We start from the raw sequence: 26,512 nt of genomic DNA, 5'->3' as shown, positions 1-26,512 counted from the left end.
CGTTTCTTGTCGAGTGCCGGACCGGCAGCGTCGCGCAGTATAGAGAGCGGTCCGGGCCATCCGGTTCAGGATTTCCGCGAATCGGCTCCGCAGACCGGCCTGCACGGCCACCGGGAAGGCGTCCCGGAACGGTGCGGCAGGCCGGCGACCGGAACAAGGGAAAACATCCCGGCCGCCTGCGGCGGTAGAATGTCGGGTTTTACGCAATTCGGCCGGTACTCACCATGGAAGCAGAACGCCTCAACGCCATCGCCAATCACCTGACCGACCTGCAGTCGCGGGCCGGCGAACTGCGGAGGTATCTTTGACTACGATGCCAAGGCATCGCGGCTCGAAGAGGTAGAACGCGCGCTGGAAGACCCGACGGTGTGGAACGACACCGCACGCGCGCAGGAACTGGGCAAGGAGAAGCACGGCCTGGAATCGGTCGTCCGCACGCTGGAGTCGATCGACGCCCGGCTGGCCGACGCCCGTGACCTGTTCGATCTCGCCCGCGAAGAAGCGGACGAGGACACGGTGGTGGCCATCGAGGCGGACAAGGAAAAGATCGAAGCCGACGTCGCCGGCCTCGAATTCCGCCGCATGTTCAACAACCCGCAGGACCCGAGCAACTGCTTCCTGGAAATCCAGGCCGGCGCCGGTGGCACCGAAGCGCAGGACTGGGCCTCGATGCTGCTGCGCATGTACGTGAAGTACTGCGAGCGCAAGGGTTTCGGCGTCGAGGTGATGGAAGAGTCGGAAGGCGAAGTGGCCGGCATCAAGAGCGCCACGCTCAAGGTGAGCGCCGAATACGCCTACGGCACGCTGCGCACCGAAACCGGCATCCACCGGCTGGTGCGCAAGAGCCCCTTCGATTCCGGCGCGCGCCGCCACACCAGCTTTTCCAGCGTGTTCGTGTATCCGGAAGTCGATGATTCGATCGAGGTCGACATCAATCCGGCCGACCTGCGGGTCGACACCTTCCGCGCCTCGGGCGCCGGCGGTCAGCACATCAACAAGACCGACTCGGCGATCCGCATCACGCACGTGCCGACCGGCATCGTCGTGCAGTGCCAGAACGACCGCTCTCAGCACAAGAACCGCGCCGAGGCGATGGCCATGCTGAAGTCGCGGCTGTACGAAGCGGAGCTGCGCAAGCGCCAGGCCGCCCAGCAGGCGCTGGAAGACACCAAGAGCGACATCGGCTGGGGTCACCAGATCCGTTCCTATGTGCTCGACCAGAGCCGCATCAAGGATCTGCGCACCAACCACGAAGTGGGCAACACCCAGGCCGTGCTTGACGGCGATCTCGACGGCTTCATCCAGGCCAGCCTGAAACAGGGCGTCTGACGGTGCGTTTCCTGCTGCGCGCCGTGCTGTCCGGCGTCGCACTGGGCGTCATCGGGTGTGCGGTCGCGCTCGCCCTGCTGCTGTGGCGAGGGCTGGATCGCGCGCCGTCGATCGCGGAAGCGCCGCCGGCGCTGTCCGCCGCGTCGGTCGATGCGGCGATGCGCCGGGTCGGCGAGCTGGACCCGCGCAAGGCACGCACCCAGCGTGGCCGCATCACCCTGTCGGCGGAAGAACTGCGCGTACTGCTGCAGATGGCCGCGCGCCGGCTGCCGGCCACCCGCGCCGATCTGACGCTGACCGGCCGCGGCGACAGCGCGCTCGGCACCCTGCGCAGCAGCACCGCCCTGCCCGCCGGCCTGTGGCTGAACACCGAACTGCAGCTGGGCATGGATGAGGACGGTCCGGTGCTCGACCGGCTGCGCATCGGCGACCTGCCGCTGCCGCCGGCACTGGCCCGGCGTCTGGCCGGCATGCTGCTGCCGGGCGTGCTCGAACGCATCGGCTACCACGGCGACCCGGCGCTGATCGCGCAGGCGCTGCGCGGTGCGCAGCTGAGCAGCGCCGGTCTGTCCATCGACGACCGCGCCGGCCGTGGCGCCGCGCGTGAGGGCCTGCGCGCCCTGCTGCCGCCGGGCGAACCGGAACGGCTGGCCGACTACCACGCCGCGCTGCGCCAGTCACTGACCACACCCGGCGAGCGCGGCAACAGCCTGCTGCCGCCGCTGCAGGCGCTGTTCGCCCGGGCCGGCGAGCGCGCCGCCCGCGGCGGCGATCTGCTGACCGAACAGCGCAGCGCGCTGCTGGTGCTGACACTGCACGTGACCGGCCGCAGTCCGGCCAGCCTGCTGCCGGAAGCGGCGGACTGGCCGGCGGCGCCGCGCACCGTGCTCACGCTGCGCGGGCGCGAGGACATGGCCCAGCACTATCTGGGATCCGCGCTGATCGCCGCCTGGGCCGGCGGCCAGTGGGCGCAGGTGATCGGCCTGTCCAAGGAAATGCGGGATGCCCGTTCGGGCAGCGGCTTCTCCTTCACCGACCTGCTGGCCGACCGCGCCGGCACCCGTCTGGGCGAGCGGATCGCCGCCGGCCACACCGAGCCGGCGAAACGGCTGGCCGCCGGTCTGAAGGTGGACGCGCTGCTGCCACCGCTGGACGGCCTGGCCGAATTCATGCCGGAAGCCGAATTCGTACGCCGCTTCGGCGGCGTCGGCGCCCCGGGCTACCGCGCGGTGCTGGCCGACATCGACGCACGCATCGCTGCGCTGGAGCTGTACAGATGAGTACCGACAACGCCCACGCCGGCCTCGCCGATTTTCTGGCCGCCGGCACCGACGCCGACGAAGTGCCCGAGCTGGACCGCCTGCTGCGCGCCCGGCCGCTGCTGGGCGCCTTCAGTACGCTGTTCCACGGCTCGGAGGCCGAAGTGCTGATGCGCGTGATGGTGCTGGGCGAAATCGGCCGCAACGCCGACATGCCGCGCTGGTCGCCGGACAGCCTGCGCGCCCGCTTCGCCTTCATCGATCCGGTCAAGCTGGAAACCGTGCTGCGCCGGCTGCGCGACCACACGCTGCTGCGCTTCGAGGACGGCCAGTACCTGCTGTCGGACATCGGCCGCAATGCCGGCGCCGCGCTCACCATGCTGCTCGAACTGTCGGGCGAGGAAGACGCCGAACTGGGCTTCCTGACCGCCCAGCTGGCCGGCCTGCAGGCGGTGGACCGCGACACCGGCGACGCGCTGCAGCAGCTGCTCGGCAAGCTGAACGACCTCACGCTGCACTTCGAGGACGCCATCGCGTCCGGCTCCGAATTCCGCATCCTGTCCGCCCGCCGGCGGCTGGCCGCCAACGCGCGCTGGCTGGACCGCGGCACCGCGCTGCTGCGCGACCTGCTGGCCGACGAGGACATTCCGTTCGAGCGCGCCACGCTGGCCCAGCGCATCGGTCTGGCGCAGTCGCGGCTGGCGCGGGTGGACGCCTCCTTCCAGCGCGCGCTGAACAAGATCGAATCGCAGCGCGTGACGCTGGGTGGTTCCGGCATTTCGTCGTCCGACGTGGCCGGCTGGCTGCGCGGGCTGGACGCAGCCGCGCTGGCGGGGCTGTGCGCCGACGCGCTGACGCCCTGCCCCGACCTCACGCTGCTGGCCGGTGGCCACGAACTGCTGGACCGCGCCGAACCGGCGGCCGCCAACGAACCGGTGCCGGAGGCCGCGGCCGCGGTGCTGCCGGCACCGGACGACGCGCCCATTGCACCGGCGCCGCAGATGGAGGACCTGCGCCTGCTCGAACTGTTCGGCCAGCGCATGGCCCGCCTGACCGCCCCGTCGGCGCTGGCCGACATCGTGCCGGGCGGCAGTTTCGCCCAGGCCTCCTACCGCATGTCGCTGCTCGCCCTGCTGCGCGATGCCGACGCCGACGGCATGCGCGAAGCCGGCGAAGGCCCGATCGCGGATTTCCTGCGCATGCCGGTGGACGTGCGCTTCAGCGAACAGCTGCAGCCGGTCGAGGACGACAACGTCGCCGCCATCACGGTCGGCGAGGTCGTGCCGCGGCCGGCAGATCCAATCTGAATTGACGGGAGTGACGATGGAAACCGAACTGCGCACCCTCACCGCCCGCCTGCTGGCTCACCGCTCGATTCCGCGCAGCGATGCGCTGGCCCGCCGGGCGCTGGTCGATGACAGCTTCCGCCATGCGCTGGACAACCGGCTGGCCTCCGTCGGCCTGCAGCTGCTCGACAACCCCTATGCCGCCCACATCGCGGTCGGCCTGGCCGAAGACATGCGCGAGCCGGTGTTCGGTCAGGGCCGCGAATACGCCGCATCGAATGTCGGCCTCACCCGTGACGAACTGGCCTGGCTGATGGTGATCTGGGCGCTCATCGTGCTGCCCAAGCGCGAGCGCCAGGTGAACCGCCGCAGCCTGCACGACGACGGCCAGAACGACATGTTCGGCGCCGAAACCCCGGTCGAGCATGGTGAAACCGTATCCGGCGCGCTGTCGGAAGCGTCGCTGGCGGCCGACTTCGGCAATCGCCTCGGCGGCAAGACCAAGCTCAATTTCGCGCTCGGCAAGCTGGCGCGACTCGGCTTCATCGAACGGCGCGGCGGTCAGGTGCTGGAAGGTCCGCTGCTCGACGTGCTGCTCGACTACCGCATCCTGGCCGACCGGGTCATCCACGGCACGCTGGCTGACGTGCTGGCGGAAGCCGGCCACCGCCTGCCCGCCGCCAACGCCTTCGAACAGGCGCAGGCGGCACAGGCCGACGAGGACGGCGAAGAATGACGACGCAGCCCCTGCTCCCCTGCCCCCCTCACCTGCGCTGACGATCCACGACCATGTTCCACATCAAGCAACTCGAACTGGTGCACTGGGACTTCTGGCGCCGCTTCACGCTGCCGCTCGACGCCCAGATCATCACCATCGTCGGCCCCAACGGTTCCGGCAAGACCACGCTGCTCGATGCGCTGCGCACGCTGTTCGCGCTGCGCTGTTCCGGCAAGCGCGACTTCCGCCGCTACGTGCGGCGCGCCGACCGCGACTTCGCCTGGATACGCGCGGTGGTGGCCAATGTGCCGGGCGGCACCGGCAAGCGGCCCTTCTTCCCCTGCATCCACGACGAAGTGACGCTGGCCTGCCGCATCCGGCGCGCCGGCGGCGACTGGACGCGCGACTACGCCATCGTCGACGGCAACGTGGCGATCGAACAGCTGGAAGAGGCCGGTGACTGGGCCGGCCTGCGCGACTACCAGAACCGGCTCGCCTGGGGCGGCCTGACGCCGGCCATCGCCAAGGTGCTGTCGCTGGAACAGGGCGACACCGACAAGCTGTGCGAATACTCGCCGCGCGCGCTGCTCGATCTGGTGTTCGACGTGTTCGGCGACAAGGAGGTGCTGGACAACTACCAGGCCGCGCGCGAAGAACAGAAGAGCGCCGAGCGCGAACTGGAAAGCATCGGTCTGGACCTCGACCGCCTGCGTACCCAGGCCGAAGCCAAGCGCATGGAGGCCGACAACTACCTCGAATGGAAGCAGCACAGCGACGAGGCGCACGCGCTGGAGTCGGAAATCGTGCCGCGCCTGGAGGTGGCCGAACTGACCCGTGAAACCGAGGGCGAACGCAACGGCCTGGCGCGGCTGCGCGAGGATGTGCGGCGGCTGCGCTTCGAACACGACGCCGCCACGGCCCGGCTCGACACGGTGAAGTCGGAACGCGACGCCGCTCGCGGCGCTCTCGACGCCGCCCGTGCGACCGAAAAGGCGGCCGAAGCCGAACAGCTGGCGGCGCACGACGCGCTGCGCGACATCGAGCGCCTGCTCGATGAGGAACGCAAGCTGCGCGACCGGGTCGCCAGCGAACACGGCGCCGATGCACTGGCACTGGAAGCCGAACACGCCGACGCCGAATCGGCAGTGGCAAAGCTGGTCGCCGAAGAGCGTGCGCTGGTGCAGCGTTTCGAGGAGAAGACCGAGGCGCTGCGCGCCGCCCGCGAGCGCCGCGGCGCACCCAGTGACCGCGAAGTGAGCGAGTTCCGCGCCCAGCTCGACGAAGCCGGCATCGCGCACAGCGCGCTGTCCGACGTGGTCGAGGTGACCGACGCCGCCTGGCAGGCGGCGCTGGAGGCGGTGCTGCGCCCCTACCGCCATCTCATCCTGCTGGAGCGCGAGGACGACCGCCACGCCGCCTGGGCGCTCGGCGAGCGTGCGCGCTTCCGTCATTTCATCGTGGCCGAGCGCGAAAGCGCGCCGGCCGCGCGCACCGGCTCGCTGGCCGAAGTGGTGCGTTTCGCCGCCCCGGTGCCGCGCTGGCTGTGCGACCTGCTCAACCGCATGCAGCGGGTCGACGACGCCGAAGCGGCGCGCAGCCTGCCGCGCGATGCCGAATGGATCACCCGCGACGCCTATCACAAGGAAAGGCGCGGCGCCCGCCACCTCGGCCGGCCGAGCGAGTTCCACTTCGGCGAACTGGCCCGTCAGGCGCGCATCGCCCAGCTGGGCAGCGACATTTCGGCGCTCGACACGGCACGCCGCGCACTGAGCCCGAAACTGGATGCCGCGCGCGAAAAGGTGGCCGGCCTGCGCGCCCGCCTGCTCGGCCTGCAGTCGGCCAGCCTGCTGGCGGCACGCAGCGCGGAATTCGCCGAAGCCGCGGCGGCGCTGCCGGCCGCGCGCGAAAGAGGCAGCGCGGCCGAGGCGGCCCGCGACGTCGCCCGGCGTGAGGTGGAAGGTCTGAATGAGAACCTGCGCGGCATCGAGGTCGAATCGGACCGCCGGCGCCGCGAAATCGACGACAGCGGCCGCCGTCTGCGCGAACTGAGCCAGGAATCGGCGCCGCGCCGCGCCGAACAGGCGCGCCGGCTGCTGCGTCTGCGCAGCCGCCGGCGCGGCATGCCCGCGCACTGGCTGGACCCGCAGGAACTGGCCCAGCTCACCGAACGCTACGGCGACACCCGTGCCGCACGGCGCGAACTGGAACGTCTGCGCACGCTGCTGGCGCGCGGCGACTGGATCACCGACCCGTCGGCGCTCACGCTGCGCGAACGGCTGCGCGACGACCTGACCAAGCGCGAACAGGACTACGCCGCCCGCCAGGGCTACTGCGCCACTGCACAGCGCCTGACCGACGACGCGCGCTCGGCCTACATCGCCAAGCTGCGCGCCACGGTGCGCCAGTACGCGAAGAACCTGCGCGCGCTGGGCGAACTGGCGGGCGTCGGCGTGGACTGCCCGACGCCGCATCTGGACAACGACGACCTGTCGCTGGCGCAGGCCGGGCTGGACGTGAGTTTCGACTTCGACCGCAAGGGCGCGGTCGGGCTGAACGACGGCGAAGCGTCGGGCGGCCAGCAGGTGATGAAGTCGCTCATCCTGCTGATCGCGCTGCTGATGGACGACAGCCGCCCGGGCGGTTTCGTGTTCATCGACGAACCGTTCGCCCACCTGGACGTGGCGAATATCGACCGCGTCGGCCGCTTCCTCGGCGCGACCCGGGCGCAGTACCTAATCACCACCCCGGTCACCCACAACGCCAACGTGTTCGCGCCGGCCCAGCTCACGCTGGTCACCAGCAAGAAGGCGCCGGGCGAGGGCTGGGCGCCGCCGATCGGCGTGCTGAAGCGGGCGCGCTGATCGGCTGAGCGGCCGGCAGGCGCGGCTCAGCCGCGCCTGATCGCCCAGGCCAGCGCCAGCCAGCCGGCGATGAAAGCCAGTCCGCCGAACGGCGTCACCATGCCCAGCGCGCGCGTGCCGGTCAGCGCCATCGCATACAGGCTGCCGCTGAACAGCAGCAGGCCGGCCAGCATCAGCCAGCCGGCCCGCATCAGCCAGCAGGCGTCGCGCAGGTGCAGTGCCAGCAGGCCGATCAGCCCCAGCGCCAGCGCGTGCCAGAAGTGGTACTGCACCGCGGTCTGCCACACCGTCAGCATGGGCTCGTCCAGCCGCGCCTTCAGCGCGTGCGCGCCGAAAGCGCCGAGCACCACGGCCAGCGCACCGGCCAGTGCGGCGAGGAAGAGAAAGCGGCGGGCGTAATCAGGCATGCAGGGCTCCAGGAATCGACGATGTCAGGCGAAGGCAGCGGGAATGCGGCACCTCAGAAGCCCGCCGCACGGTCGAGCTCGGGGATCAGCCGCTCATCCACCTCGCGACGGAACCGCGCGAGCCGGCGGCTGCGTATCGCGTAGATCCACATGAACAGCGAAGCGACCACCAGCAGCGCAGGAAAACCGCACCACAGGACCAGATGGCCGGTCACGTCCCAGCCGTCCTTCACCACGCGCAGTGTATCGGCCCGCATGCCCACCCAGATGCAGGTACCGAAAAACAGCGCGACCAGCGCCCACACCGGCCAGCTGCGCAGTCCGTAGGGCTTCTTCGCGTTATTGCCGAACCACAGCGTGGTGCGCATCGTGTGATTGCGCATGAACAGCCAGGGGCCGCCGGTGGCGCCCGGCTTCTGTATCCAGGCGGCGGTCATCCGGTGACCGTCGCGCGCGCCGGAATCGGCGTTGGTCAGTTTCACTTCCAGTTCGCCACCGACCGGGCCGACCAGGAAGAAGCGTTCGTGCAGCACGCTGCGCGACGAACTGGTGACCGGCGTGTTGTTCTGGCCGCCACTGACCGTGGTGATGGTTTCGATGCCGCGGCTGTAGCCCTGGAGGTCGCCGGCGAACAGGTCGAGTTCGTACGGTACCGAGGACACGAGCTTGCGTGCGTTGCCGCGGTCCAGCGTCACGTTGCGCAGGGTCTGGCGGAGCGCCAGCACGATCAGCACGGCTGCGGCAGCGGCCGCCAGCAGAAGTCCGGGCAGCACGTCGTCGAACAGCACGCGCGGCGTGCGGTAGGTGCGCACGTCACCGACCAGCAGGCCGGCGAGGACATCCCGGCCGATGTCGGCGCCGGCCGTGGCGTAATCGAGCAGGCCCGGTTCGCCGGCACCGGCGCCGGCGCAGGGCAGACCGTCCGCAAAGCCGGCCGGCAGCGGCGTGCCCGCGGGCAGCTTCAGCGCACGCTGCCAGAGAGTGCCGTGCACCCGGGGTACCCAGCTGCGCTGCCAGTCCGGCGTGAAGTGGCGATCCATCACCACCCGGTAGAACTCGGGCGAGAACGCATACTTCTGTGCGCAGCGCGGATAGAGATATTTCTCGCACTGATCGCCCTCGCAGCGGCTGCCGGAAAACTTCTCCATCTCGCGCGCATCGATGCGCTCGCGTGCGGCGCGGTATTCGTCGAGCCGGCGCCTCACCTCCGGCGTCAGGCGCGCGGGGTCGAAGGGCTTGGGCGACAGGCTCTGCACTACGCCGTCCATCATCTGCAGCGCAGCACTGGTCTGCGCCGCAGTGTCGCGCTCGTTGCGCCCCTGCACCGCCGACTCCACCTGCTTCGCCGTAGGCATGCCGGACAGCCACTCGGTCTGTGCCTGCACTGCGCCACTCAGCGCAGCGCAGATCGCCGCTGCTACGAATATGCCGCGCATCCTGCTCTCCCCAAGGCCCGGCGCCAAAGGCGCGTTGATCACGCGCGCAGCATACGCAAGCGTGTTCGCCCAGTACAGCCACCGGGCATGGGCATTGGCGGTGCTCGCTGCCAAGAAGTACATCATTCCCGCCACCCCACACCGATGTCATGCACGGAGTGAACGGAAGGGCCTGTTCCGGTATCCGGCGCCTGATCCACGCCAGGAGGCCGAGGGGCGGCGCCTGCGGTAAGCTTGCCGCCCCATGCCCAACACCCTCGCCGCCGCGGTCCACAGCGACCTCACGATCAAGAAGAGCCGTTTCATCGGCTGTGTCGAGACCATGCGCGACCGCGCGGCGGCGCAGGCGCGCGTGATCGAGCTGTGGCGACAGCATCCGGGGGCCACTCATGTGTGCTGGGCGCTGCTGGCCGGTGGCCAGTCGGCTGCGGTCGATGATGGCGAACCGAGCGGCACCGCCGGCCGGCCCATGCTTGAAGTGCTGCGCCACCAGGACCTGGAAGGCGTGCTGGCCACGGTTGTGCGCTACTACGGTGGCGTGAATCTCGGCGCTGGCGGTCTGGTACGCGCCTACACCGACGCGGTGGCCTCGGCGCTGGCGGGTGCGGTGAAAGTGCCGCTGACCCGGCTGCGCACGCTGCGCTGCACCCTGCCCTATGCGCTGGAAGGCACGGTCCGGCGGGAAATCGACGCCGCGCGCGCGGCGCTGGTCGAGGTCAGCCACGACTCGGTGGTCACGATGACGATCAGCCTGCCGGAGCCCGACGCGCCGGCCTTCGTCGCACGGCTCAATGACGCCGGTCAGGGACGCATCGGCTGGATCGAATGATCCGGTGCCCGACGCCTGACCGCGCGCAAGGCGTGGGTGTCAGGCCAGCACGCGCAGCAGCCACTGGTTGATGTCGCGGATCTCTTCCAGGCTCACTTCGTGCCCGATGTCGTATTCGTGCCATTCGCAGGGCACGGCCAGACTTTCCAGCACCTCGCGCGCGGCGGTGGCGCGCGGCATCACCACCACATCGTCCTGCCTGCCGTGCGCCATGAACACCGGCAGGTCGCGGCTGGCGTCGCTGCGCTCTTCCGCCGTCCTGTCGGCCAGCGGCAGGTAGCCGGACAGCGCGATCACGCCAGCCAGCCGCTGCGGATGACGCAGGCCGGTCACCAGCGCCATCGCGCAGCCCTGGGAAAAACCCATCAGCACGATGCGCGATGCCGGCACGCCGCGTTCGATCTCGCGCGCGATCAGCGCATCGACCAGCGCCTGCGAGGCGCGCACATCGGCTTCCGCCTCCTGGCCTGCGCCCGGCGCGTACAGGTCGAACCAGGCGCGCATGACATAGCCGCCGTTGCGGGTGACCGGCCGCTCGGGCGCGTCCGGCAGCACGAAGCGCACCGGACCGACCTCGTCCAGCCTGAGCCGGCGCACCACCGGCACGAAATCGTTGCCGTCGGCCCCGAGGCCGTGCAGCACTATCACCGACGCACGCGGGGCGGCGCCGGTGGCATCACTTTCCAGTTCGATCAGCGAGAGGGACATGCGGGTGCCTGCAATTCACGGAACGCGCATGCTACCGGAGCGGAATCTCCCCGCACGGCGCCATGCGCGCTAAAGTGCCGCCTCATCACACGGAGATTCCCATGAAGACACTGACCGTACGCGTGACCGCAGAGCTGCAGGTGCCGGACGACTGGACCCTGGTCGACCACGCTGCCGGCATGACCGCGCTGAAGATCGGCGACCAGTTCGTCGATTTCGACATCGCCCCGCTGTCGACCCGGGACAACGATCCGGAAGCGATGTGGACCGACGAAGACGAGGCGCTGACCGCGCGCGTGCTCGACTGCGTGATCGAACTGGATTCGGATCTCGACCTGAATTACCAGCAGTAAGCGGCCCCGCGCTGCCTCGCCTGCGCGCTATTCCGGCGGCGGGCCGAGATAGCGCCGGTCCGACCAGGTCGCCAGCCACTCGGGCACGAAGGCGACGAATACGGCCACCAGCATGCCGGTCAGGAAGGCGTCGCCCCAGGCCATCAGCCAGCGGGCCACCAGCGCGTGCTCGAGTTCGACGCCGTCGAGCAGGTGGTGGATGACCTCATAGGCCGCACCGGCCACGAAGATGCACAGCGCGGTGCCGATGAAGCCGCGGCCCAGCACGTAGATGAAGGGATGCGATGGCAGCCGCCTGCGCAGCAGTTCGCCCAGTCCCAGCGCCAGCGTGGCCGGCACCAGACCGACCCACACCAGCTGCGACAGCACCGCGGCAAAGCCGAGCCGGCCAAGCATCCATACCGCCAGCGCCACCAGCACCAGTTCGATCACCGCCAGCGGCCAGCCGAACATGAGCACCAGCAGGCAGGCGCCCGACAGCTGGATCGAAATGCCGGCAGGCAGCGCCTGCGGCAGCACCCACAGCAGCGACAGCAGCACCAGCGATGCCGCCCAGGGCGCGGCGAGCGGTCCGGCGAGCATGCGCCAGGGGCGCATCAGCATGCTCAGGCCCAGCGCGACGAGCAGGATGCAGGATTCAAGGAACAGCACGCGGAGTGACCTTGCAGTGGACGCACGTCGGACAGTGTGTCACGCCGCTCCGGCCTTCGGTGGCTCCCGACACGGCGTGCATCTCACTGACCGGCCGCGGCGCCTGCGGTTCGCCGCAGCGCCTCAGCCGCCCAGCGTTTCGAGGAACTGCACCGCCACATCGGCGCTGCGGGTGCGGCGCATCGGCGGCAGGCTGCGCCAGATCACCTTGCCATAGGGTTTGTCGACCAGGCGCGGGTCGCACACCATGAGCACCCCGTGGTCGCGCTCGTCGCGGATGAGCCGGCCGGCGCCCTGCTTCATGCTGATCACCGCGTGCGGCAGCTGGTATTCGGAAAAGGCGTTGCGCCCCTGCTTCTTCAGGTGCTCGATGCGCGCCGACAGCACCGGATCGTCCGGCGGCGCGAACGGCAGCTTGTCGATGATGACCAGCTGCAGCGCATCGCCACGCACGTCCACGCCTTCCCAGAAGCTCTGGCTCGCCACCAGCACCGCGTTGCCGGCCGCACGGTGGCGGTCCAGCAGTTCGCTGCGCGTGGCCTGGCCCTGGATCAGCAGCGGGCGCTCCGGATCGTAGGCCGACAGCCTGTCCTCGATCAGTTCGTGGATGCGCTTCATTGCCCGCAGCGAGGTGCACAGCACGAACACGCCGCCGCGGCAGGCCCTGATCAGCGGCCAGGCCGCCTTGGCGACCGCCTCGGCATAGTTCGGCGACGACGGTTCAGGCATGTTTTCGGGCGCGTACAGCAGTGCCTGCTGTTCGTAGGCGAAGGGGCTGCCCCACTGCGCGGTCTGGGCGTCGTACAGCCCCAGCTCGCCGCAGTAATGGCCAAAATCGTTGCCGACCGACAGCGTGGCCGAAGTGAAGATCCAGGCGCGCGGGTTGTCTTCCATCTGGCGGCGGAAAATGTCGGCCACCGACAGCGGCGTGGCGTTCAGCGCCAGTGCCTGGGTATAGATTTCGGCCCAGCGCACGCGGTCGGTCTTTTCGCCCGGCCGGTCTCCGGTCTGCCAGCGCTCGACCCGCACGATCAGATCGAGCGCGCGCTGCCAGCACTTTTCCAGCCCTTCGCTGCGTGCGGCCTGGGTTTCCAGCAGACCGGCCAGTTCGTTCAGCGCCTCCATCACGGTGGCCAGCGCCGGCGCGAAAGCCGGGCGCTCGTCGATCTGCGCGGCGGAAAGGCGCACGTTCTCTTCGCGGAACACCAGGCGCAGATCGCGCACCGCCTTCACCAGCCGCTCGGCGGATTCCGGCAGCGCCTTGAAATCCTTGGCATTCACCACCGCCTCGGCGCGGGTATCGCGCGCCAGTTCCATCATCTGCGAGGTCGATACCGATTCGCCGAAGAACAGGCTGGCGGTTTCGGCGAGCTGGTGCGCCTCGTCGAACACCACCGCGTTGCAGGCGGGCAGCAGTTCGGCCACGCCCTCGTCGCGCAGCATCAGGTCGGCAAAGAACAGATGGTGGTTCACCACCACGACGTCGGCTTCCATCGCCTCGCGGCGCGCTGCGGTAACGAAGCATTCCTTGGCGTTCGGGCAGTCCTGGCCCAGACAGTTGTCGCGGGTCGAGGTGGCCAGCGACCAGGCGCCGGATTCTTCCGGCACCTCGCTGCACTGCGCCTTGTCGCCGGTACTGGTCACCTTGGCCCAGCGCGCGATCGCCTGCAGGTGCGACGCCTCTTCGCGCGAGCCCAGGCGGCCCTCGTGCAGCGCGCGTTCGAGGTGATAGTGGCAGAGATAGTTGGCCCGCCCCTTCAGCAGCGCGATGCTCACCGGCACGCCGAGGGCGCCGCGCACCGTGGGCAGGTCGCGGCCGTAGAGCTGGTCCTGCAGCGTCTTGGTGCCGGTAGACACGATCACCTTGGCGCCCGACATCAGCGCCGGCACCAGATAGGCGTAGGTTTTGCCGGTGCCGGTGCCGGCCTCGACCACCAGCACGCTGCGGTCGGCGATCGCCTGCGCCACCCGCTCGGCCATTTCAGTCTGCTGCGTGCGCGGCGAAAAACCGGCGATGGCGCGGGCCAGCGGGCCGTCGGGAGCGAAGGTGGCGGGAATGTCGGACACGGGAGGAAGGCGGTGCGGAATGCGGCTGAAACCGGTCCGGAGTGTACCCCAGCCCGCCCGCGTCCACATCCGCGGCGGACCTGTGCGACGGCATGTCCTATCCTGAAATCATGATTCCGGCAGGACGCCCTCGCCATGCACGCATCTCCGCCTGCGCCGTCAGACTCGACCGGCACCCGCACCGAACGCGATTCCTTCGGCCCGATCGAGGTGGCGGCCAATGTGCTGTGGGGTGCCCAGACCCAGCGCTCGCTGCATCACTTCGCGATATCGACCGAACGCATGCCCGGCGAACTGATCCGCGCGCTGGCCTGGGTCAAGCGCGCCGCGGCCCTGACCAATGGCCGGCTGGGGCTGCTGGCGCCGGAACGCATGAGCGCCATCGTCGCGGCCGCCGACGAGGTGGTGGCCGGTCGGCATGACGATGCGTTTCCGCTGTCGCTGTGGCAGACCGGCTCCGGCACCCAGACCCACATGAACATGAACGAAGTGCTGGCCAACCGCGGCTCTCAACTGATGGGCGGGGGCGTGGGCGAGGCCCGGCTGCTGCATCCGAATGACGACGTGAACATGGGCCAGTCGTCGAACGACGTGTTCCCGACCGCGATGCACGTGGCGGCGGCGCTCGGCGTACACCGGCAGGTGCTGCCCGCACTCGACGCGCTGCACGCCCGGTTGACCGGAAGAGCGGCGGCCTTCGCCGGCATCGTGAAGATCGGTCGCACCCATCTGCAGGACGCGACGCCGCTGACGCTGGAACAGGAGTTTTCCGGCTACGCCGCCCAGCTCGCGCTGGCGCGCACGGCGCTCACCGCCGCGCTGCCGGCCGTCTGGGCGCTGGCCATCGGCGGCACCGCGGTGGGCACCGGGCTCAACACCCATCCCGAATTCGGCGCCCGGGTAGCGCACAAGCTGGCCGACAGCCTCGGCCTGCCCTTCGTGCCGGCCGACAACCGGTTCGCGGCGCTCGCCGGCCATGAGCCGCTGGTGGCGCTGCACGGCGCGCTGAAAACGCTGGCGGTGGCGCTGACCAAGATCGCCAACGACATCCGCTGGCTGGCGTCCGGCCCGCGCTGCGGCCTCGGCGAACTGGCACTGCCGGAGAACGAACCGGGCAGCTCCATCATGCCGGGCAAGGTGAACCCGACCCAGTGCGAGGCGCTCACCATGCTGTGCGCCCAGGTCATGGGCAATGATGTCGCGCTCACGGTGGGCGCCGCCGCGGGGAATTTCGAGCTGAATGTCTACAAGCCGCTGATCGCCGGCGCGGTGCTGCAGAGCATGCGGCTGCTCGCCGACGGCATGCGCAGCTTCGACGCGCACTGCGTCGCCGGCATCGAGCCACGGCGCGAGCGCATCGACGCGCTGCTGCAGCAGTCGCTGATGCTGGTGACCGCGCTGGTGCCGCACATCGGCTATGACCGCGCGGCGAAGATCGCTGCCCACGCCCACCAGGACGGGCTGACGCTGCGCGAAGCGGCGCTTGCGTCGGGCGAGGTGAGCGGCGAGCAGTTCGATCAGTGGGTGCAGCCCGGCGCCATGCTGGGCGTAGGCGCGCGCCACCCGCAATGAAGTTCGCACCGGCCGGACATTCGGACCGGATGGAAACCTGCCGTCAGGAGATCACATGGACACCACGCCGCATTCAATGGAAACCCTGTTCGCCCAGCTCGGCCTGCCGAACGACCTGCCGTCGATCGAACGCTTCATCGCCACCTGCGGCCACCTCGACAACGGCCTGCCGCTGCACGAAGCCCGCTTCTGGACCCCCGCCCAGGCCGCCTTCCTGCGCGACGCGGTCACCCAGGACGCCGACTGGGCGGAAACCGTCGATGCGCTGAATACCCGCCTGCACGCGCGGCCGCGCACAGCCTGAGCGCCACAGCGTCCGCACGGATCGCGCTGTGCGCCGTTGCCCCTTCGTCATGCAGCCGGCGTAAGCTGGCCGCTCATTTCACCCCGGGAGACCGATATGGGACTTTTCGACGCACTCGCCGGACAGGTGGCCGGCGCACTCGGCGGGCAATCCGGTGCCGGCGGCAATGCCGCGCTGCTGCAGGCCGCGATGAACCTGATCAACAGCCCGCAGATCGGCGGCCTGCAGGGGCTGATCGCCCGGTTCCAGCAGGGCGGCCTGGGCGAAGTCATCGCCTCCTGGCTGGGTTCCGGCCAGAACCTGCCCATCTCCGGCGACCAGATCCAGGCCGTGTTCGGCGCCGGACAGATCGGCGACGTCGCGCAGCAGGTGGGCCTGTCTTCGCAGGAAGTGTCCTCCGGTCTCGCCGGCCTGCTGCCGCAGCTGGTCGACGCGCTGTCTCCGGACGGCAAGGCGCCGGAGGGCGACGCGCTGCAGACCGCGATGGGCATGCTGGGCGGACTGCTGAAGTCGTAATCCCTTCACCGGCCGTGCCCCACCGAACGGCTCCGCACGGCCGGTGCCCCGACCGTCCTGCAGTGGCATGCGCTACCCGCGCAGCGCCTGCACCTCGCCCACCGCGGTGTGCAGGCGCGCCGCCAGCGAACGCGTGAGCTGGCGCAGCAGCGCCACGGCCAGTTCGCCGTGTTCGGCAGCCAGTGCGTCGAAGCGGGCGCGTGGCAGCGCGAACACCTCGACGTCGGTCAGCGCGAGCGCGTCCATGCCGTAGAGGCCGCCCTCGACGAAACCCATGTCGCCGACCAGTTCGCCCGGCCCGCAGGTGGCCAGGTGGTAGCTCTGGGTCTTCTTGTGGATGGGCACCGACACCCTGACCAGCCCGCGGCTGACGAAGAACAGGGCCTCGCCGTCGGCGCCGGACTTGAGCACCCGCTTGCCGGATTTCACCGCACGCGGCTCGACCGCCGCCTCCAGCGCAGCGAGTGCGGCGGGCGAACAGCCGACCAGTGCCGGCATGTCGCGCAGCGCCAGCGCGGCCGCGGCCCGTCCGGAGGCATCATGGCTCATCTGCTGCGCCTCGACCCAGTCCAGCGCCTCGTCCAGCTGGCGGAAGGCGACCGCCTTCTCGCTCGGCCTGACCACGCCGGTTTCCTTCAGGAAGCGCTTCATCTTGAGGCCGCTCGGCAGGCCTTTCGGGATGTCGCAGAACACCAGATAGGCGTCGCGCTGTTCCAGCCTGTCCTTGATCTGTTCGAGCACGTGCGTGGCGGTCACGTCCAGCGACTGCACCCGGCGCATGCTGAGGATGAGGAATCTGCGGTTGCCGATTTCCGGCTCCAGCGCGCTCTGCAGCTGGCTGGCGGTGCCGAAGAACAGGCTGCCCTGCAGTTCGAACACCACCACCTCACCTTCGTCGGCGTTGGCGTCGCCAGCGTCGGCCGGTACCGGCGCTCCGGCGCGCCGCGAGAAGATTTCCCGCCCTTCGATACGGCTGCGCACCACCGACGAACGGGTCTGTTCGCGAATGAACAGCAGGATGGAAAAGCCGACCCCGGCCGCCGATGCCGCGACCAGATTGGCCGACAGCGCGACCAGCACCACCACCACGATGACCGCGAAATCGAGCCGGGTGTCCGGCGCGAAGAAGAAGGCCAGACCGCGGCGGTCGATCATGCGCGCACCCAGCACGATGAGGATGCCGGCCAGCGCGGCCACCGGCACCCAGGCGATCAGCGGCGCCAGCACGAACAGCGCGAGCAGCGAAAACACGCCGGCCAGCAGCGACGAGCGCCAGCTGCTGGCGCCGGAGGAAACATTGACCAGCGACGGCCCGAGCGTGGCCGAGCCGGCCAGCCCGCCGACCAGCGCGGATGCCAGATTGCCGACGCCCTGCCCGATCAGTTCGCGGTCCGGATCGAGCCGGACCGCGGTCATCGTTTCCACCACCAGCCCGGTCTTCAGCGTGTCGATGGACAGCAGCGCAGCCAGCGTGAGCGCTGGCGCCAGCACCTGCAGCAGCTGCTGCAGCGTGAAGCCATGCAGCAGGAAGGCGTGCCGCTGCAGCATGTCGGCCACGCTGCGGTCGTCGTCGCCGAGCTCGCCGATGAGCAGACGGTTGCCCTCCAGCATCCGCAGCGCCGGGTCGACCAGACTGAGCGTGAAATAGGCGGCAATGCCGGCCAGCAGCGCGAGGATGGCGACCGGAATCGCGCCCCGCCGCTTCGGCACCGCCACCATCACGCCGGCGGCCACCGCACCGACCAGCAGGCTGTGGCCGCTCCAGCCGCCGGGATGCAGCAGCGCATCGGACAGCGAAACACCCGCCGGTGCCCCGAGCAGCCGGGGCAGCTGCCCGCCGATCAGAATGAGCCCGACCGCGCTCAGGAAGCCGCTCACCACCGGATAGGGCACGAACTTGATCAGCCGGCCCACGCCGGCGAAGCCGAGCACGATCTGCAGCACGCCGGCCAGGAACACGATCAGGCCGAGCTGCAGCAGCACCGTGTCGGCCAGTCCCTGATGCGCCAGTTCGCCGGCGAAGGCGGCCAGTACCGCGGCAGCCGGTGCGCTCGGCGCACTCACGCCGAGCGAGCGGCCGCCGAACAGCGGCGCCAGAATGCCGAGGAAGATGGCGCCGAAAATGCCGGCGATGGCGCCTTCGGCCGCCAGCGTGCCACCGAAAGGCGCGAACACGGTGACGCCGAAAGCGATGGCCGCAGGCAGTGCGACCAGCATGGCGGAAAAACCGCCCCAGGCATCTCCGATCAAGGCCGCGCGGGTTCCGGGCGTATCGTCCTCGTGCATGTCGTCTCGTTATCGTTGTCCGGGTGCACAGGCACGGAAAGCCTCCCCCGCGGCACCGGCGCCGATGTTACACCGCGTCGCGCAGTGCGGATTTCGACCGCAGCCCGCCGAGGTCCTTCATTTAGACTGCATGCCGCCGCCCGCCCACTCCACGCACTCGATGGCATCGTCGCACACCGTCCTGAACGCACCGCCCGCCGGCCCGGCCCCCGGTGCCATCGCGCTCGCCGGCGCGCTGCTGGTGTGCGGCCTGCTTGCGCTGCACCTGCTGCTGCGCGGACCGCACTACCCATTCATGCCGGACAGCGCGTCCTACATCCAGCTCGCGCGCAGCCTGGCCGATCTGGCGCCCGGCGGCGCGCCGGTGCCCGCCTACCAGCCCAACCCGCTGTTTCCGATCGGATTTCCGGCGCTGCTCTCGGTGTTCGCGCGCGCCGGCCTCGACCCGCGCGACGCCGCCCCGCTGCTGGGCAGCCTGTCCTCGCTGCTGCTGCCGCTGCTGATCGTGCTGGCCTTCCGCCACGCACTGGGCAGCGCCACCGCGGTCGCAATCGCCTTCATCGCCACGCTGTCGCCCGGTGTGCTGTGGCTGGCCGGATACGGCCTGACCGACCTCCCCGCCTGCGCCCTGTCGCTGGCGGCGGCCAGCTGTCTGCTGTCCGGACGTTCGGCGAAGCACTGCATCGCCGCCGGCCTGCTCGCGGGCGCCGGCTATGCGCTGCGCAATGCTCAGCTCGCGCTGTTCGCTGCCCTGGGCCTGCTGCTGATTTACCGCGTGCTGACGGACCCCGCCGGCCGGCGACCGGCGCTGCGCAGCGCTGTGCTGTTCGCCGCCGGTGCCGCGCTGCCGCTGGCACCGGTGCTGGTCTACAACGCCCTGACCTTCGGCACCCTGCATCCGTATGCGATGGCGCCCTCGACCGTGGGCGTGGTCGACAACCTGCGGACCTTTCTGCAGGAATTCGTCTATGACGCCACCGGATACCGCGAGGCGGGGGTGAGGCTGGCGTGGACCGTGCCCGGCCTGCTGCTGTGCCTGCTGGCTGCGGCCGCCCAGGTGCGTGCGCTGCGGCGCACCTGGGCGGGCATGAACGCGGCGGGTCGCGAACTGTGGGTGCTGGCCGCCGCCTACGCCGCGGCCGGCGCGGTCATCGTGATTGCCGCGCGTTCGCGCTACGAATGGGGCGAATTCATCAGTACCCGGCACACGCTGCAGATACTGCCTTTCGCGCTGGCCGCCTGGCTGGTGCTGCCGCTGCAGGGGACGATTGCCGGCCGCCTGCGCACCGCGGTCCTGGTGCTGCTGTGTGCCGCGCACGCGGTGTTCGCGATGCGGCTGGACCCGCAGCTTGAACTGCAGCAGGCACGCGGGCAGACCGCCCGCGAGGTGGTCGCTGCCGGCCGGCTTCTGATGTGCCCGCCGCATGACGGCGCACAGCGGCTGTCGAACTGGGCCTATGTGTTCGAGATCGAGTGCGCGGCCCCGGTCAGGCAGTTCAGCCTGAAGGCGCTGGACACACGCGAAGCTACCTTCGCCCGGCTGGTCGCCGGGCTGCACGGCGCCGCCGATGCCGTGCCCGCCGGCGGCGCGCTGATCGCGATGTATCCCGGCCGGGCCTGGCTGTCGGCCGACAACCTGCGCTTTACCGCGGAAGAGGTGGACGCGATCAGCGCCGCCGGCTGGACGGTGCGACAGGCCGACGGCCGCGCTTTCATCGCGGTCCGGCCATGACGCGCCGCCAGCACGTGGCGCCTGCAGCCGCTTGAGCGGCGCGCCGCGCTGCCGGATAATCCGCCGCTTACGGCGCAGCTGCGCCCCGCGGCCACTGCGGCCGGGCCCGCTCCTTCCATCATGACGAGTTACCTGTTCATCCTGCTCGGCACCGCGCTGGTCAACAACGTGGTGTTTGTGCGCATCCTCGGCCTGTGCCCCTTCATGGGCGTGTCGAAGAAGCTGGAAACCGCCATCGGCATGGGTCTGGCCACGACTTTCGTGCTTACGCTGGCCTGCGGTTCGAGCTATCTCATCGACCGCTATCTGCTGCAGCCCTTCGACCTGGGCTATCTGTCCACACTGAGCTTCATCGTGGTGATCGCGGCCATCGTGCAGCTGACCGAACTGGTGATCCAGAAAACCAGTCCGCTGCTGCATCAGGTGCTGGGCATCTACCTGCCGCTGATCACCACCAACTGCGCGGTGCTGGGCATTCCGCTGCTGAATCAGGCGGCGCGCCACGACCTGCTGCAGTCGCTGCTGTTCGGCTTCGGCTCGGCCGCGGGCTTCGTGCTGGCGCTGGTGCTGTTTGCCAGCATCCGTGAGCGGCTGGACGGTGCCGACATCCCGGCGCCCTTCCGCGGCAACGCGATCGCGCTGATCACCGCCGGTCTCATGAGCCTGGCCTTCATGGGTTTTGCGGGACTGGATTCATGATCAGTGCGCTGCTCGTGATGCTGGGTCTGGCGCTGGCACTGGGCGCGGCGCTCGGTGCCGCCTCGGTGCTGTTCAGGACGCAGGGCGACCCGCTGGTCGACAAGATCGACGCCATCCTGCCGCAGACCCAGTGCGGCCAGTGCGGCTACCCGGGCTGCAAGCCCTACGCCACCGCGATCGCCGGCGGCGAAGCCGACATCAACCAGTGCCCGCCGGGCGGCGACGAAGGCGTGCGCAAGCTGGCTGACCTGCTCGGCCGCGAATACAAGCCGCTCAACGCCGAACACGGCGTGGAGAAGCCGAAGGCGGTGGCGGTCATCGACGAGGCGACCTGCATCGGCTGCACGCTGTGCATACAGGCCTGCCCGGTGGACGCCATCGTCGGCGCCGCCAAGCAGATGCACACCATCGTCGCCGACCTCTGTACCGGCTGCGAACTGTGCGTGGCACCCTGCCCGGCCGACTGCATCGCCATGGTGCCGGTGGCGGACACCGTGGACACCTGGAAATGGCGCTACCCGGTGTTCGAACTGAAGCCGGTCACGCACGCGCCGGCGAAGGAAGCCGCCTGATGCTGCGCCAGCTCTTCTCGTTCAATGGCGGCGTCAAGCCGGACCCGAACAAGGGTGCATCGACCCGCGAACCGATCGCCCGCCTGCCTCTGCCGCCGCAGCTCATCATTCCGCTGCACCAGCACATCGGCGGCACGCCGCGGCCGCTGGTGAAGGCTGGCGACCGGGTGCTGCACGGCCAGCGCATCGGCGCGGCGGACGGCAATGTGTCGAGCGCGGTGCACGCGCCCACGTCCGGCACCGTGGTCGCGGTCGAGCCGCGGCTCATGCCGCACGCCTCCGGCCTGTCGGCCATGGCGGTGGTGATCGAGCCGGACGGGCTGGATCTGCGCGTCGAGCGCGAGCCCTTCGACTGGCACGCCGCCACGCCGGGCGAGGTGCGCGACCATCTGCGCGACGCCGGCGTGGTCGGCCTCGGCGGTGCGGTCTTCCCCAGCCACCTGAAACTGTCGGCCGGCAAGGCCGGCAGCACCGACACGCTGGTGATCAACGGCGCCGAATGCGAGCCCTTCATCACCTGCGACGACATGCTGATGCGCAGCGAGCCGCTGGACATCCTGCGCGGCGCGCAGGTCATGAAAACGCTGCTGGCGGCGAAGCAGGTGCTGGTCGGCATCGAGGACAACAAGCCGGAAGCCGCCGCCGCGCTGAAGGCCGCCGCCGCCGAACTGGGCGATCCGGCGCTCGACATCGTCGTGGTGCCGACCCGCTATCCGGCCGGCGGCGCCAAGCAGCTCATCCGCGTGCTCACCGGCATCGAGGTGCCGCACGGCCAGCGCTCGACCGACTACGGCGTGCAGTGCTTCAACGTGGCCACCGCACTCGCGGTGTGGAATGCGCTGGAACGCGGCGAACCGCTCACCCGGCGCATCGTCACCGTGGCCGGCAATGTCGAGCGGCCGCGCAATTTCGACGTCGCCATCGGCACGCCGATCGGTTTCGTGTTCGAACACGCCGGCCTGAAACCGGACACCGACAAGCTCATCATGGGCGGCCCGATGATGGGCGTGCCGCTGCCCGGCGTCGAGGCGCCGGTGGTGAAGGCGACCAACTGCCTGCTCGCCTCGTCGCCCGCGCTGTTCCCACCGCCGGAACCGGAAATGCCCTGCATACGCTGCGGCGAATGCGCGCGCGCCTGTCCGGCCGATCTGCAGCCTTTCGAGCTGTACTGGCACTCGCGTTCGCGCAACTTCGGCCGCGCGCAGGAATACCACCTGTTCGACTGCATCGAATGCGGCTGCTGCGCCTACGTGTGCCCTTCGCACATTCCGCTGGTCGATTACTACCGCTACGCCAAGAGCGAAATCTGGGCGCGCGAGCGCGACAAGGACGCCGCCGACTCGGCGCGCGAGCGCTTCGAGTTCCGGAACTGGCGCGCCGAGCGCGAGAAGGAAGAGAAAGCCGCCCGGCTGGCCGCGCGCAGTGCCGCGAAGCCGGTGGCGAAGACGGCCGAAGTGGCGGACACCGCCACGTCGCCCGCCGACGCACAGGCGGCCACGCCGGCGGTGACCGACCCGAAGAAGGCGCTGATCGAAGCCGCGATGGCGCGCGCCAGGGCGCAGAAAGAAGCCGCGGCAGCGAAGAACACCGACGCGCTCACGCCGGACCAGCAGGCCCAGGTCGATGCGGCGGAAGCGCGCCGCAAGCGGGCGGCCGACCTGGTGGCGGAAAAGCAGGCGGCCACCGCCGGCGAGACCGCGACGGTCAGCCCCGATGCGCCGGCCCCGTCGCCCGCCGAACCCGGCGACGGCGCGCGCTGAGCGTCCGGCCGCGCAGACAGACAACGACAGCGATGTACAACTCTCCCTACCTTCGACAGAACACCAGCGTGCGCCGCGTGATGGGCACGGTGATGGTCGCCATGCTGCCGGCCATCACGGTGCAGGTGTGGCTGTTCGGCCCGGCGCTGATCGCGCAGCTGGCGATCGCCAGCCTCACCGCGCTGGCCTGCGAGGCCGTCATGCTGGGGCTGCGCGGCCGGCCAGTGGCCCCGGCGCTGACCGACCTGAGCGCGCTGGTCACCGCCTGGCTGATCGCGGTCTGCCTGCCGCCGCTGCTGCCCTGGTGGGCGACGGTGCTGGGCACATCTTTCGCGCTCATCATCGGCAAGCATCTGTACGGCGGCCTCGGCCAGAACCCGTTCAATCCGGCGATGCTGGCCTACGCGCTGCTCATCGTGAGCTTTCCGGCGCTGATGTCGCAGTGGCCGGGCCTGCAGTCAGCCGATGCCGCGACCCAGTTCGGCTGGGTGTTCGGCGGCGAACGCGTGGTGGACGGCATGACCGGCGCCACGCCGCTGGACGCACTGCGCACCGGCCTGCTGACCGGCGGCGATGTAGGGGCGGTCATGCAGTCGCCCGCCTTCGGCCATGTCGCCGGCGCCGGCTGGGAATGGGTGGCGCTGGCCTGGGCGGCCGGCGGCCTGCTGCTGCTCGCGCTGCGCATCATCACCTGGCACATTCCGGTCGCCTTCATCGGCGCAATGGCGCTGGTGTCCGCGATCGGCTGGCTGATCGACCCGACGCAGTTCGCCAGCCCGGCTTTCCACCTGCTGGCGGGCGGCACGCTGATGGGCGCCTTCTTCATCGCCACCGATCCGGTGTCCGGCGCCACCACGCCACGCGGCAAACTCGTCTTCGCCGCCGGCATCGCGCTGATCGCCTGGCTGATACGCGCCTTCGGCGCCTATCCGGACGGCATCGCCTTCGCGGTGCTGCTGATGAACATCTGCGTGCCGCTGATCGACATGAAAACCCAGCCGCCGGTGTTTGGCCACAAGAAGGGGGACGCGCCATGAGCGAGGCCGCCGACCGCCCGGACCCCGCCCCCGCCGAGCCGGCCGACGCCATCGAGGCGCCGGGCGCCGCGGGCAGCGCGCTGCGTTCGGCCGCGCTGCTGGGGCTGTTCACGCTGGTGTTCACCGCACTGATGGCGCTCACCCAGGACGCCACCCGCGAACCGATACGCGCCTCGGTCGAAGCCCGCCGGCTGGAACTGATCGCCCAGGTGCTGCCGCGTGCCGACTACGACAACGCGCTGCTGGAGGACACGGTCACATTGCCGGTGCTGCCGGCGCTCGGTCTGAGCGAGCCGGTCACCGTGCACCGCGCCCGGCTGGGCGGGGCCCCGGTGGCGCTGGTGTTCGAGGCACAGGCGCCGGACGGCTACAGCGGCGCGGTCCGCCTGCTGATGGCGCTGCGCGCCGACGGCACGCTGGCCGGCGTGCGGGTGGTGGCGCACAAGGAAACGCCGGGCCTGGGCGACTACATCGACCCGGCCAAGGACCGCGCGAGTCCGAAATGGATTGCCCAGTTCGCTGGCCGCGACAGCGCCGACGGCGCGCGCTGGACCGTGCGAAAGGACGGCGGCGACTTCGCCTACATGACCGGCGCCACCATTTCCGCTCGGGCGGTGACCCGCGCCGCAGGACGCGCCGCGGCGGCGCTGGCACCGGTGCGCGACACGCTGTTCGCGCTGCCGGCAGGCAGCTCGGCCGAACCGGCATTCAGATGAGCCCCATGACGAGCGATCCGGACACACGACATGAACGCTGACGACCGCGCCCTGTACGGCGACATCACCCGCAAGGGCCTGTGGGAGAACAACACCGCGCTGGTGCAGCTGCTCGGGCTGTGCCCGCTGCTCGCGGTGAGCACCAGCTTCGTCAATGCGGTGAGCCTGTCGCTGGCCACCGTGCTGGTGATGGCGCTGTCCGGTGGCACCGTGGCCGCGCTGCGCACGCTGATTCCGCATGAAATCCGCATTCCGGTGTTCATCCTCATCATCGCCGCGCTGGTCACCTGCCTCGATCTGGCCTTCAACGCCTGGCTGCACGACCTCTATCTGGTGCTGGGCATCTTCATTCCGCTCATCGTGACCAACTGCATCGTGCTCGCACGGGTCGAGGCCTTCGCCGCCAAGAATTCGCCGCTGGCCGCCGCCTGGGATGGTGCGGCCATGGGCGTGGGCCTGCTGTGGGTGCTGGCGCTGCTGGGCAGCCTGCGCGAACTGGTGGGTGCGGGCACGCTGTTCGGCGGCATCGACATGGTCATTCCGGGCGCGCACGCACTGCAGGTGTTCGGCGAACACTACCGCGGCCTGCTGATCGCCATCCTGCCGCCCGGCGCCTTCATTTTCCTCGGCCTGCTGGTGGCGGCGCGCAACGCCTGGGTCGCCCGCGCGCAGGCGCGTGCCAGCCGCCCGCCCGCAGCGGCGGTGAGCGCCTGATGGCGGGGCGTGCGAGCCGGCTGACCCGGGCCGAGATACAGACGGTTTTCGAGCGTTTCCGCGCTGCCAACCCCGAGCCGAAGAGCGATCTCGAATACGGTTCGCCCTTCCAGCTGCTGGTCGCCGTCGTGCTGTCAGCACAGGCCACCGACAAGGGCGTGAACGTGGCCACCCGCAAGCTGTTTCCGGCCGCGCCGACGCCGGAGGCCATCGTCAGTCTCGGAGTGGCCGGCGTCGAGGACTACATCAAGACCATCGGCCTGTTCCGCGCCAAGGCAAAGAACGTGGTGGCGCTGTCGCACCAGCTGCTGGAGAAGCACGGTGGCGAAGTGCCGAATGACCGCGCTGCGCTGGAAGCGCTGCCGGGCGTCGGCCGCAAGACCGCCAACGTGGTGCTCAACATCGTGTTCGGCGAACCGACGATGGCGGTGGACACCCACATCTTCCGCATTGCCAATCGCATCGGTCTGGCGCCGGGCAAGGACGTGCTGGCGGTCGAGCATGCTCTGCTCAAGGTGGTGCCGAAGGCATTCATGCTGCACGCCCACCACTGGCTCATCCTGCACGGGCGCTATGTGTGCACCGCGCGCAAGCCGCTGTGCGAGCGCTGCAGCATCGTCGACATCTGCCGCTACCGGGACAAGACGGTCGCCACCTGAGCGCGTGGCCCACCCGGCAGGACGCGGCGGGCCGCTGCGAT

General features: G+C 70.0%; 24 protein-coding genes. 18 read left to right on the top strand and 6 right to left on the bottom strand.

Annotated features, from left to right (window positions below):
- Positions 1 to 224 precede the first annotated feature (224 nt).
- From prfB to METUNV1_RS02140, 5 genes are all read left to right on the top strand, one after another.
- Positions 225 to 1,329 (top strand): peptide chain release factor 2 gene (gene prfB, locus METUNV1_RS02160; protein ID WP_139026262.1). Its coding sequence is split into 2 segments (ribosomal slippage): positions 225 to 305 and positions 307 to 1,329, totalling 1,104 coding nucleotides; the frame shifts between segments, so codons are not numbered across the junction.
- A gap of 2 nt (positions 1,330 to 1,331) precedes the next feature.
- Entirely contained in the window at positions 1,332 to 2,609 is a 1,278-nt protein-coding gene (locus METUNV1_RS02155) for a hypothetical protein (protein WP_008058399.1), read from the top strand.
- Positions 2,606 to 3,895: a hypothetical protein gene (locus METUNV1_RS02150; RefSeq protein WP_008058398.1), complete on the top strand. Its 1,290-nt coding sequence runs from the start codon at positions 2,606 to 2,608 to the stop codon at positions 3,893 to 3,895. Before METUNV1_RS02155 ends, METUNV1_RS02150 begins: the two co-directional genes overlap by 4 nt.
- A 16-nt stretch (positions 3,896 to 3,911) precedes the next feature.
- Complete coding sequence (locus METUNV1_RS02145) at positions 3,912 to 4,610, top strand: hypothetical protein (protein ID WP_008058397.1); 699 nt, start codon at positions 3,912 to 3,914, stop codon at positions 4,608 to 4,610.
- A 53-nt stretch (positions 4,611 to 4,663) separates the two neighbouring features.
- Positions 4,664 to 7,453: an AAA family ATPase gene (locus tag METUNV1_RS02140; protein ID WP_008058396.1), complete on the top strand. Its 2,790-nt coding sequence runs from the start codon at positions 4,664 to 4,666 to the stop codon at positions 7,451 to 7,453.
- A gap of 26 nt (positions 7,454 to 7,479) precedes the next feature.
- Here the strand turns inward: METUNV1_RS02140 and METUNV1_RS02135 are convergent, their stop codons facing one another.
- Together METUNV1_RS02135 and METUNV1_RS02130 are read right to left on the bottom strand one after the other, a co-directional pair.
- Positions 7,480 to 7,860 carry a DUF423 domain-containing protein gene (locus tag METUNV1_RS02135; RefSeq protein WP_008058395.1) on the bottom strand — a complete coding sequence of 127 codons (381 nt, stop codon included), beginning with the start codon at positions 7,858 to 7,860 and terminating at the stop codon, positions 7,480 to 7,482.
- A 53-nt stretch (positions 7,861 to 7,913) separates the two neighbouring features.
- The gene (locus tag METUNV1_RS02130; RefSeq protein WP_008058394.1) at positions 7,914 to 9,296 is read right to left on the bottom strand and encodes a hypothetical protein; all 1,383 of its coding nucleotides are present in this window, start codon (positions 9,294 to 9,296) and stop codon (positions 7,914 to 7,916) included.
- A 244-nt stretch (positions 9,297 to 9,540) separates the two neighbouring features.
- On the opposite strand from METUNV1_RS02130, the gene METUNV1_RS02125 reads away from it, so the two are divergent.
- Positions 9,541 to 10,125, top strand: coding sequence for an IMPACT family protein (locus tag METUNV1_RS02125; RefSeq protein ID WP_008058392.1), 585 nt, complete (start codon positions 9,541 to 9,543; stop codon positions 10,123 to 10,125).
- Positions 10,126 to 10,164: 39 nt separating this feature from the next.
- On the opposite strand, the gene METUNV1_RS02120 is transcribed toward METUNV1_RS02125, so the two are convergent.
- Complete coding sequence (locus METUNV1_RS02120; RefSeq protein WP_008058390.1) at positions 10,165 to 10,833, bottom strand: alpha/beta hydrolase; 669 nt, start codon at positions 10,831 to 10,833, stop codon at positions 10,165 to 10,167.
- Positions 10,834 to 10,934: 101 nt separating this feature from the next.
- On the opposite strand from METUNV1_RS02120, the gene METUNV1_RS02115 reads away from it, so the two are divergent.
- Entirely contained in the window at positions 10,935 to 11,186 is a 252-nt protein-coding gene (locus tag METUNV1_RS02115) for a hypothetical protein (protein WP_008058375.1), read from the top strand.
- Positions 11,187 to 11,213: 27 nt separating this feature from the next.
- Here METUNV1_RS02115 and METUNV1_RS02110 read toward each other — a convergent pair whose 3' ends face one another.
- Positions 11,214 to 11,837 (bottom strand): hypothetical protein, encoded by a 624-nt coding sequence (locus METUNV1_RS02110; protein WP_008058373.1) that lies wholly within the window; start codon positions 11,835 to 11,837, stop codon positions 11,214 to 11,216.
- Between the two features lie 123 nt (positions 11,838 to 11,960).
- Positions 11,961 to 13,904: a DNA repair helicase YoaA gene (locus METUNV1_RS02105; RefSeq protein ID WP_008058371.1), complete on the bottom strand. Its 1,944-nt coding sequence runs from the start codon at positions 13,902 to 13,904 to the stop codon at positions 11,961 to 11,963.
- Between the two features lie 135 nt (positions 13,905 to 14,039).
- Here METUNV1_RS02105 and fumC point away from each other — a divergent pair, with 135 nt between their 5' ends.
- From fumC to METUNV1_RS02090, 3 genes are all read left to right on the top strand, one after another.
- Complete coding sequence (fumC, locus tag METUNV1_RS02100) at positions 14,040 to 15,476, top strand: class II fumarate hydratase (RefSeq protein WP_008058369.1); 1,437 nt, start codon at positions 14,040 to 14,042, stop codon at positions 15,474 to 15,476.
- Between the two features lie 55 nt (positions 15,477 to 15,531).
- Positions 15,532 to 15,780, top strand: a complete 249-nt coding sequence (locus METUNV1_RS02095; protein ID WP_008058368.1) for a DUF2789 domain-containing protein — start codon at positions 15,532 to 15,534, stop codon at positions 15,778 to 15,780.
- Positions 15,781 to 15,876: 96 nt separating this feature from the next.
- Positions 15,877 to 16,296 (top strand): YidB family protein, encoded by a 420-nt coding sequence (locus METUNV1_RS02090; RefSeq protein WP_008058365.1) that lies wholly within the window; start codon positions 15,877 to 15,879, stop codon positions 16,294 to 16,296.
- Positions 16,297 to 16,368: 72 nt separating this feature from the next.
- On the opposite strand, the gene METUNV1_RS02085 is transcribed toward METUNV1_RS02090, so the two are convergent.
- Positions 16,369 to 18,582 (bottom strand): SulP family inorganic anion transporter, encoded by a 2,214-nt coding sequence (locus tag METUNV1_RS02085; RefSeq protein ID WP_008058364.1) that lies wholly within the window; start codon positions 18,580 to 18,582, stop codon positions 16,369 to 16,371.
- A 160-nt stretch (positions 18,583 to 18,742) separates the two neighbouring features.
- Between METUNV1_RS02085 and METUNV1_RS02080 the strand changes: the two genes are divergently transcribed.
- The 8 genes from METUNV1_RS02080 (at position 18,743) to nth (ending at position 26,471) form a co-directional block, all read left to right on the top strand.
- Positions 18,743 to 20,314, top strand: coding sequence for a hypothetical protein (locus METUNV1_RS02080; protein WP_008058358.1), 1,572 nt, complete (start codon positions 18,743 to 18,745; stop codon positions 20,312 to 20,314).
- A gap of 120 nt (positions 20,315 to 20,434) precedes the next feature.
- On the top strand, positions 20,435 to 21,013 hold the full coding sequence (gene rsxA, locus METUNV1_RS02075; protein ID WP_008058357.1) for an electron transport complex subunit RsxA: 579 nt from the start codon (positions 20,435 to 20,437) through the stop codon (positions 21,011 to 21,013).
- On the top strand, positions 21,010 to 21,585 hold the full coding sequence (gene rsxB / locus METUNV1_RS02070; RefSeq protein ID WP_008058356.1) for an electron transport complex subunit RsxB: 576 nt from the start codon (positions 21,010 to 21,012) through the stop codon (positions 21,583 to 21,585). Before rsxA ends, rsxB begins: the two co-directional genes overlap by 4 nt.
- Positions 21,585 to 23,345: an electron transport complex subunit RsxC gene (rsxC, locus tag METUNV1_RS02065; RefSeq protein WP_008058355.1), complete on the top strand. Its 1,761-nt coding sequence runs from the start codon at positions 21,585 to 21,587 to the stop codon at positions 23,343 to 23,345. The genes rsxB and rsxC overlap by 1 nt, the downstream gene beginning before the upstream one ends.
- Before the next feature lie 32 nt (positions 23,346 to 23,377).
- Positions 23,378 to 24,382 carry an RnfABCDGE type electron transport complex subunit D gene (locus METUNV1_RS02060; protein WP_008058354.1) on the top strand — a complete coding sequence of 335 codons (1,005 nt, stop codon included), beginning with the start codon at positions 23,378 to 23,380 and terminating at the stop codon, positions 24,380 to 24,382.
- Entirely contained in the window at positions 24,379 to 25,098 is a 720-nt protein-coding gene (locus METUNV1_RS02055; protein WP_008058353.1) for an RnfABCDGE type electron transport complex subunit G, read from the top strand. Before METUNV1_RS02060 ends, METUNV1_RS02055 begins: the two co-directional genes overlap by 4 nt.
- Positions 25,099 to 25,128: 30 nt before the next feature.
- On the top strand, positions 25,129 to 25,812 hold the full coding sequence (gene rsxE, locus METUNV1_RS02050; RefSeq protein WP_008058352.1) for an electron transport complex subunit RsxE: 684 nt from the start codon (positions 25,129 to 25,131) through the stop codon (positions 25,810 to 25,812).
- Positions 25,812 to 26,471 carry an endonuclease III gene (gene nth / locus METUNV1_RS02045; protein WP_008058350.1) on the top strand — a complete coding sequence of 220 codons (660 nt, stop codon included), beginning with the start codon at positions 25,812 to 25,814 and terminating at the stop codon, positions 26,469 to 26,471. The genes rsxE and nth overlap by 1 nt, the downstream gene beginning before the upstream one ends.
- The last annotated feature ends 41 nt before the right edge of the window (positions 26,472 to 26,512 follow it).

Source organism: Methyloversatilis universalis FAM5 (assembly GCF_000214035.2).
In the GTDB taxonomy this organism is placed as follows: Bacteria; Pseudomonadota; Gammaproteobacteria; order Burkholderiales; family Rhodocyclaceae; genus Methyloversatilis; species Methyloversatilis universalis.
This window is presented reverse-complemented; position numbering and strand designations above follow the sequence as displayed.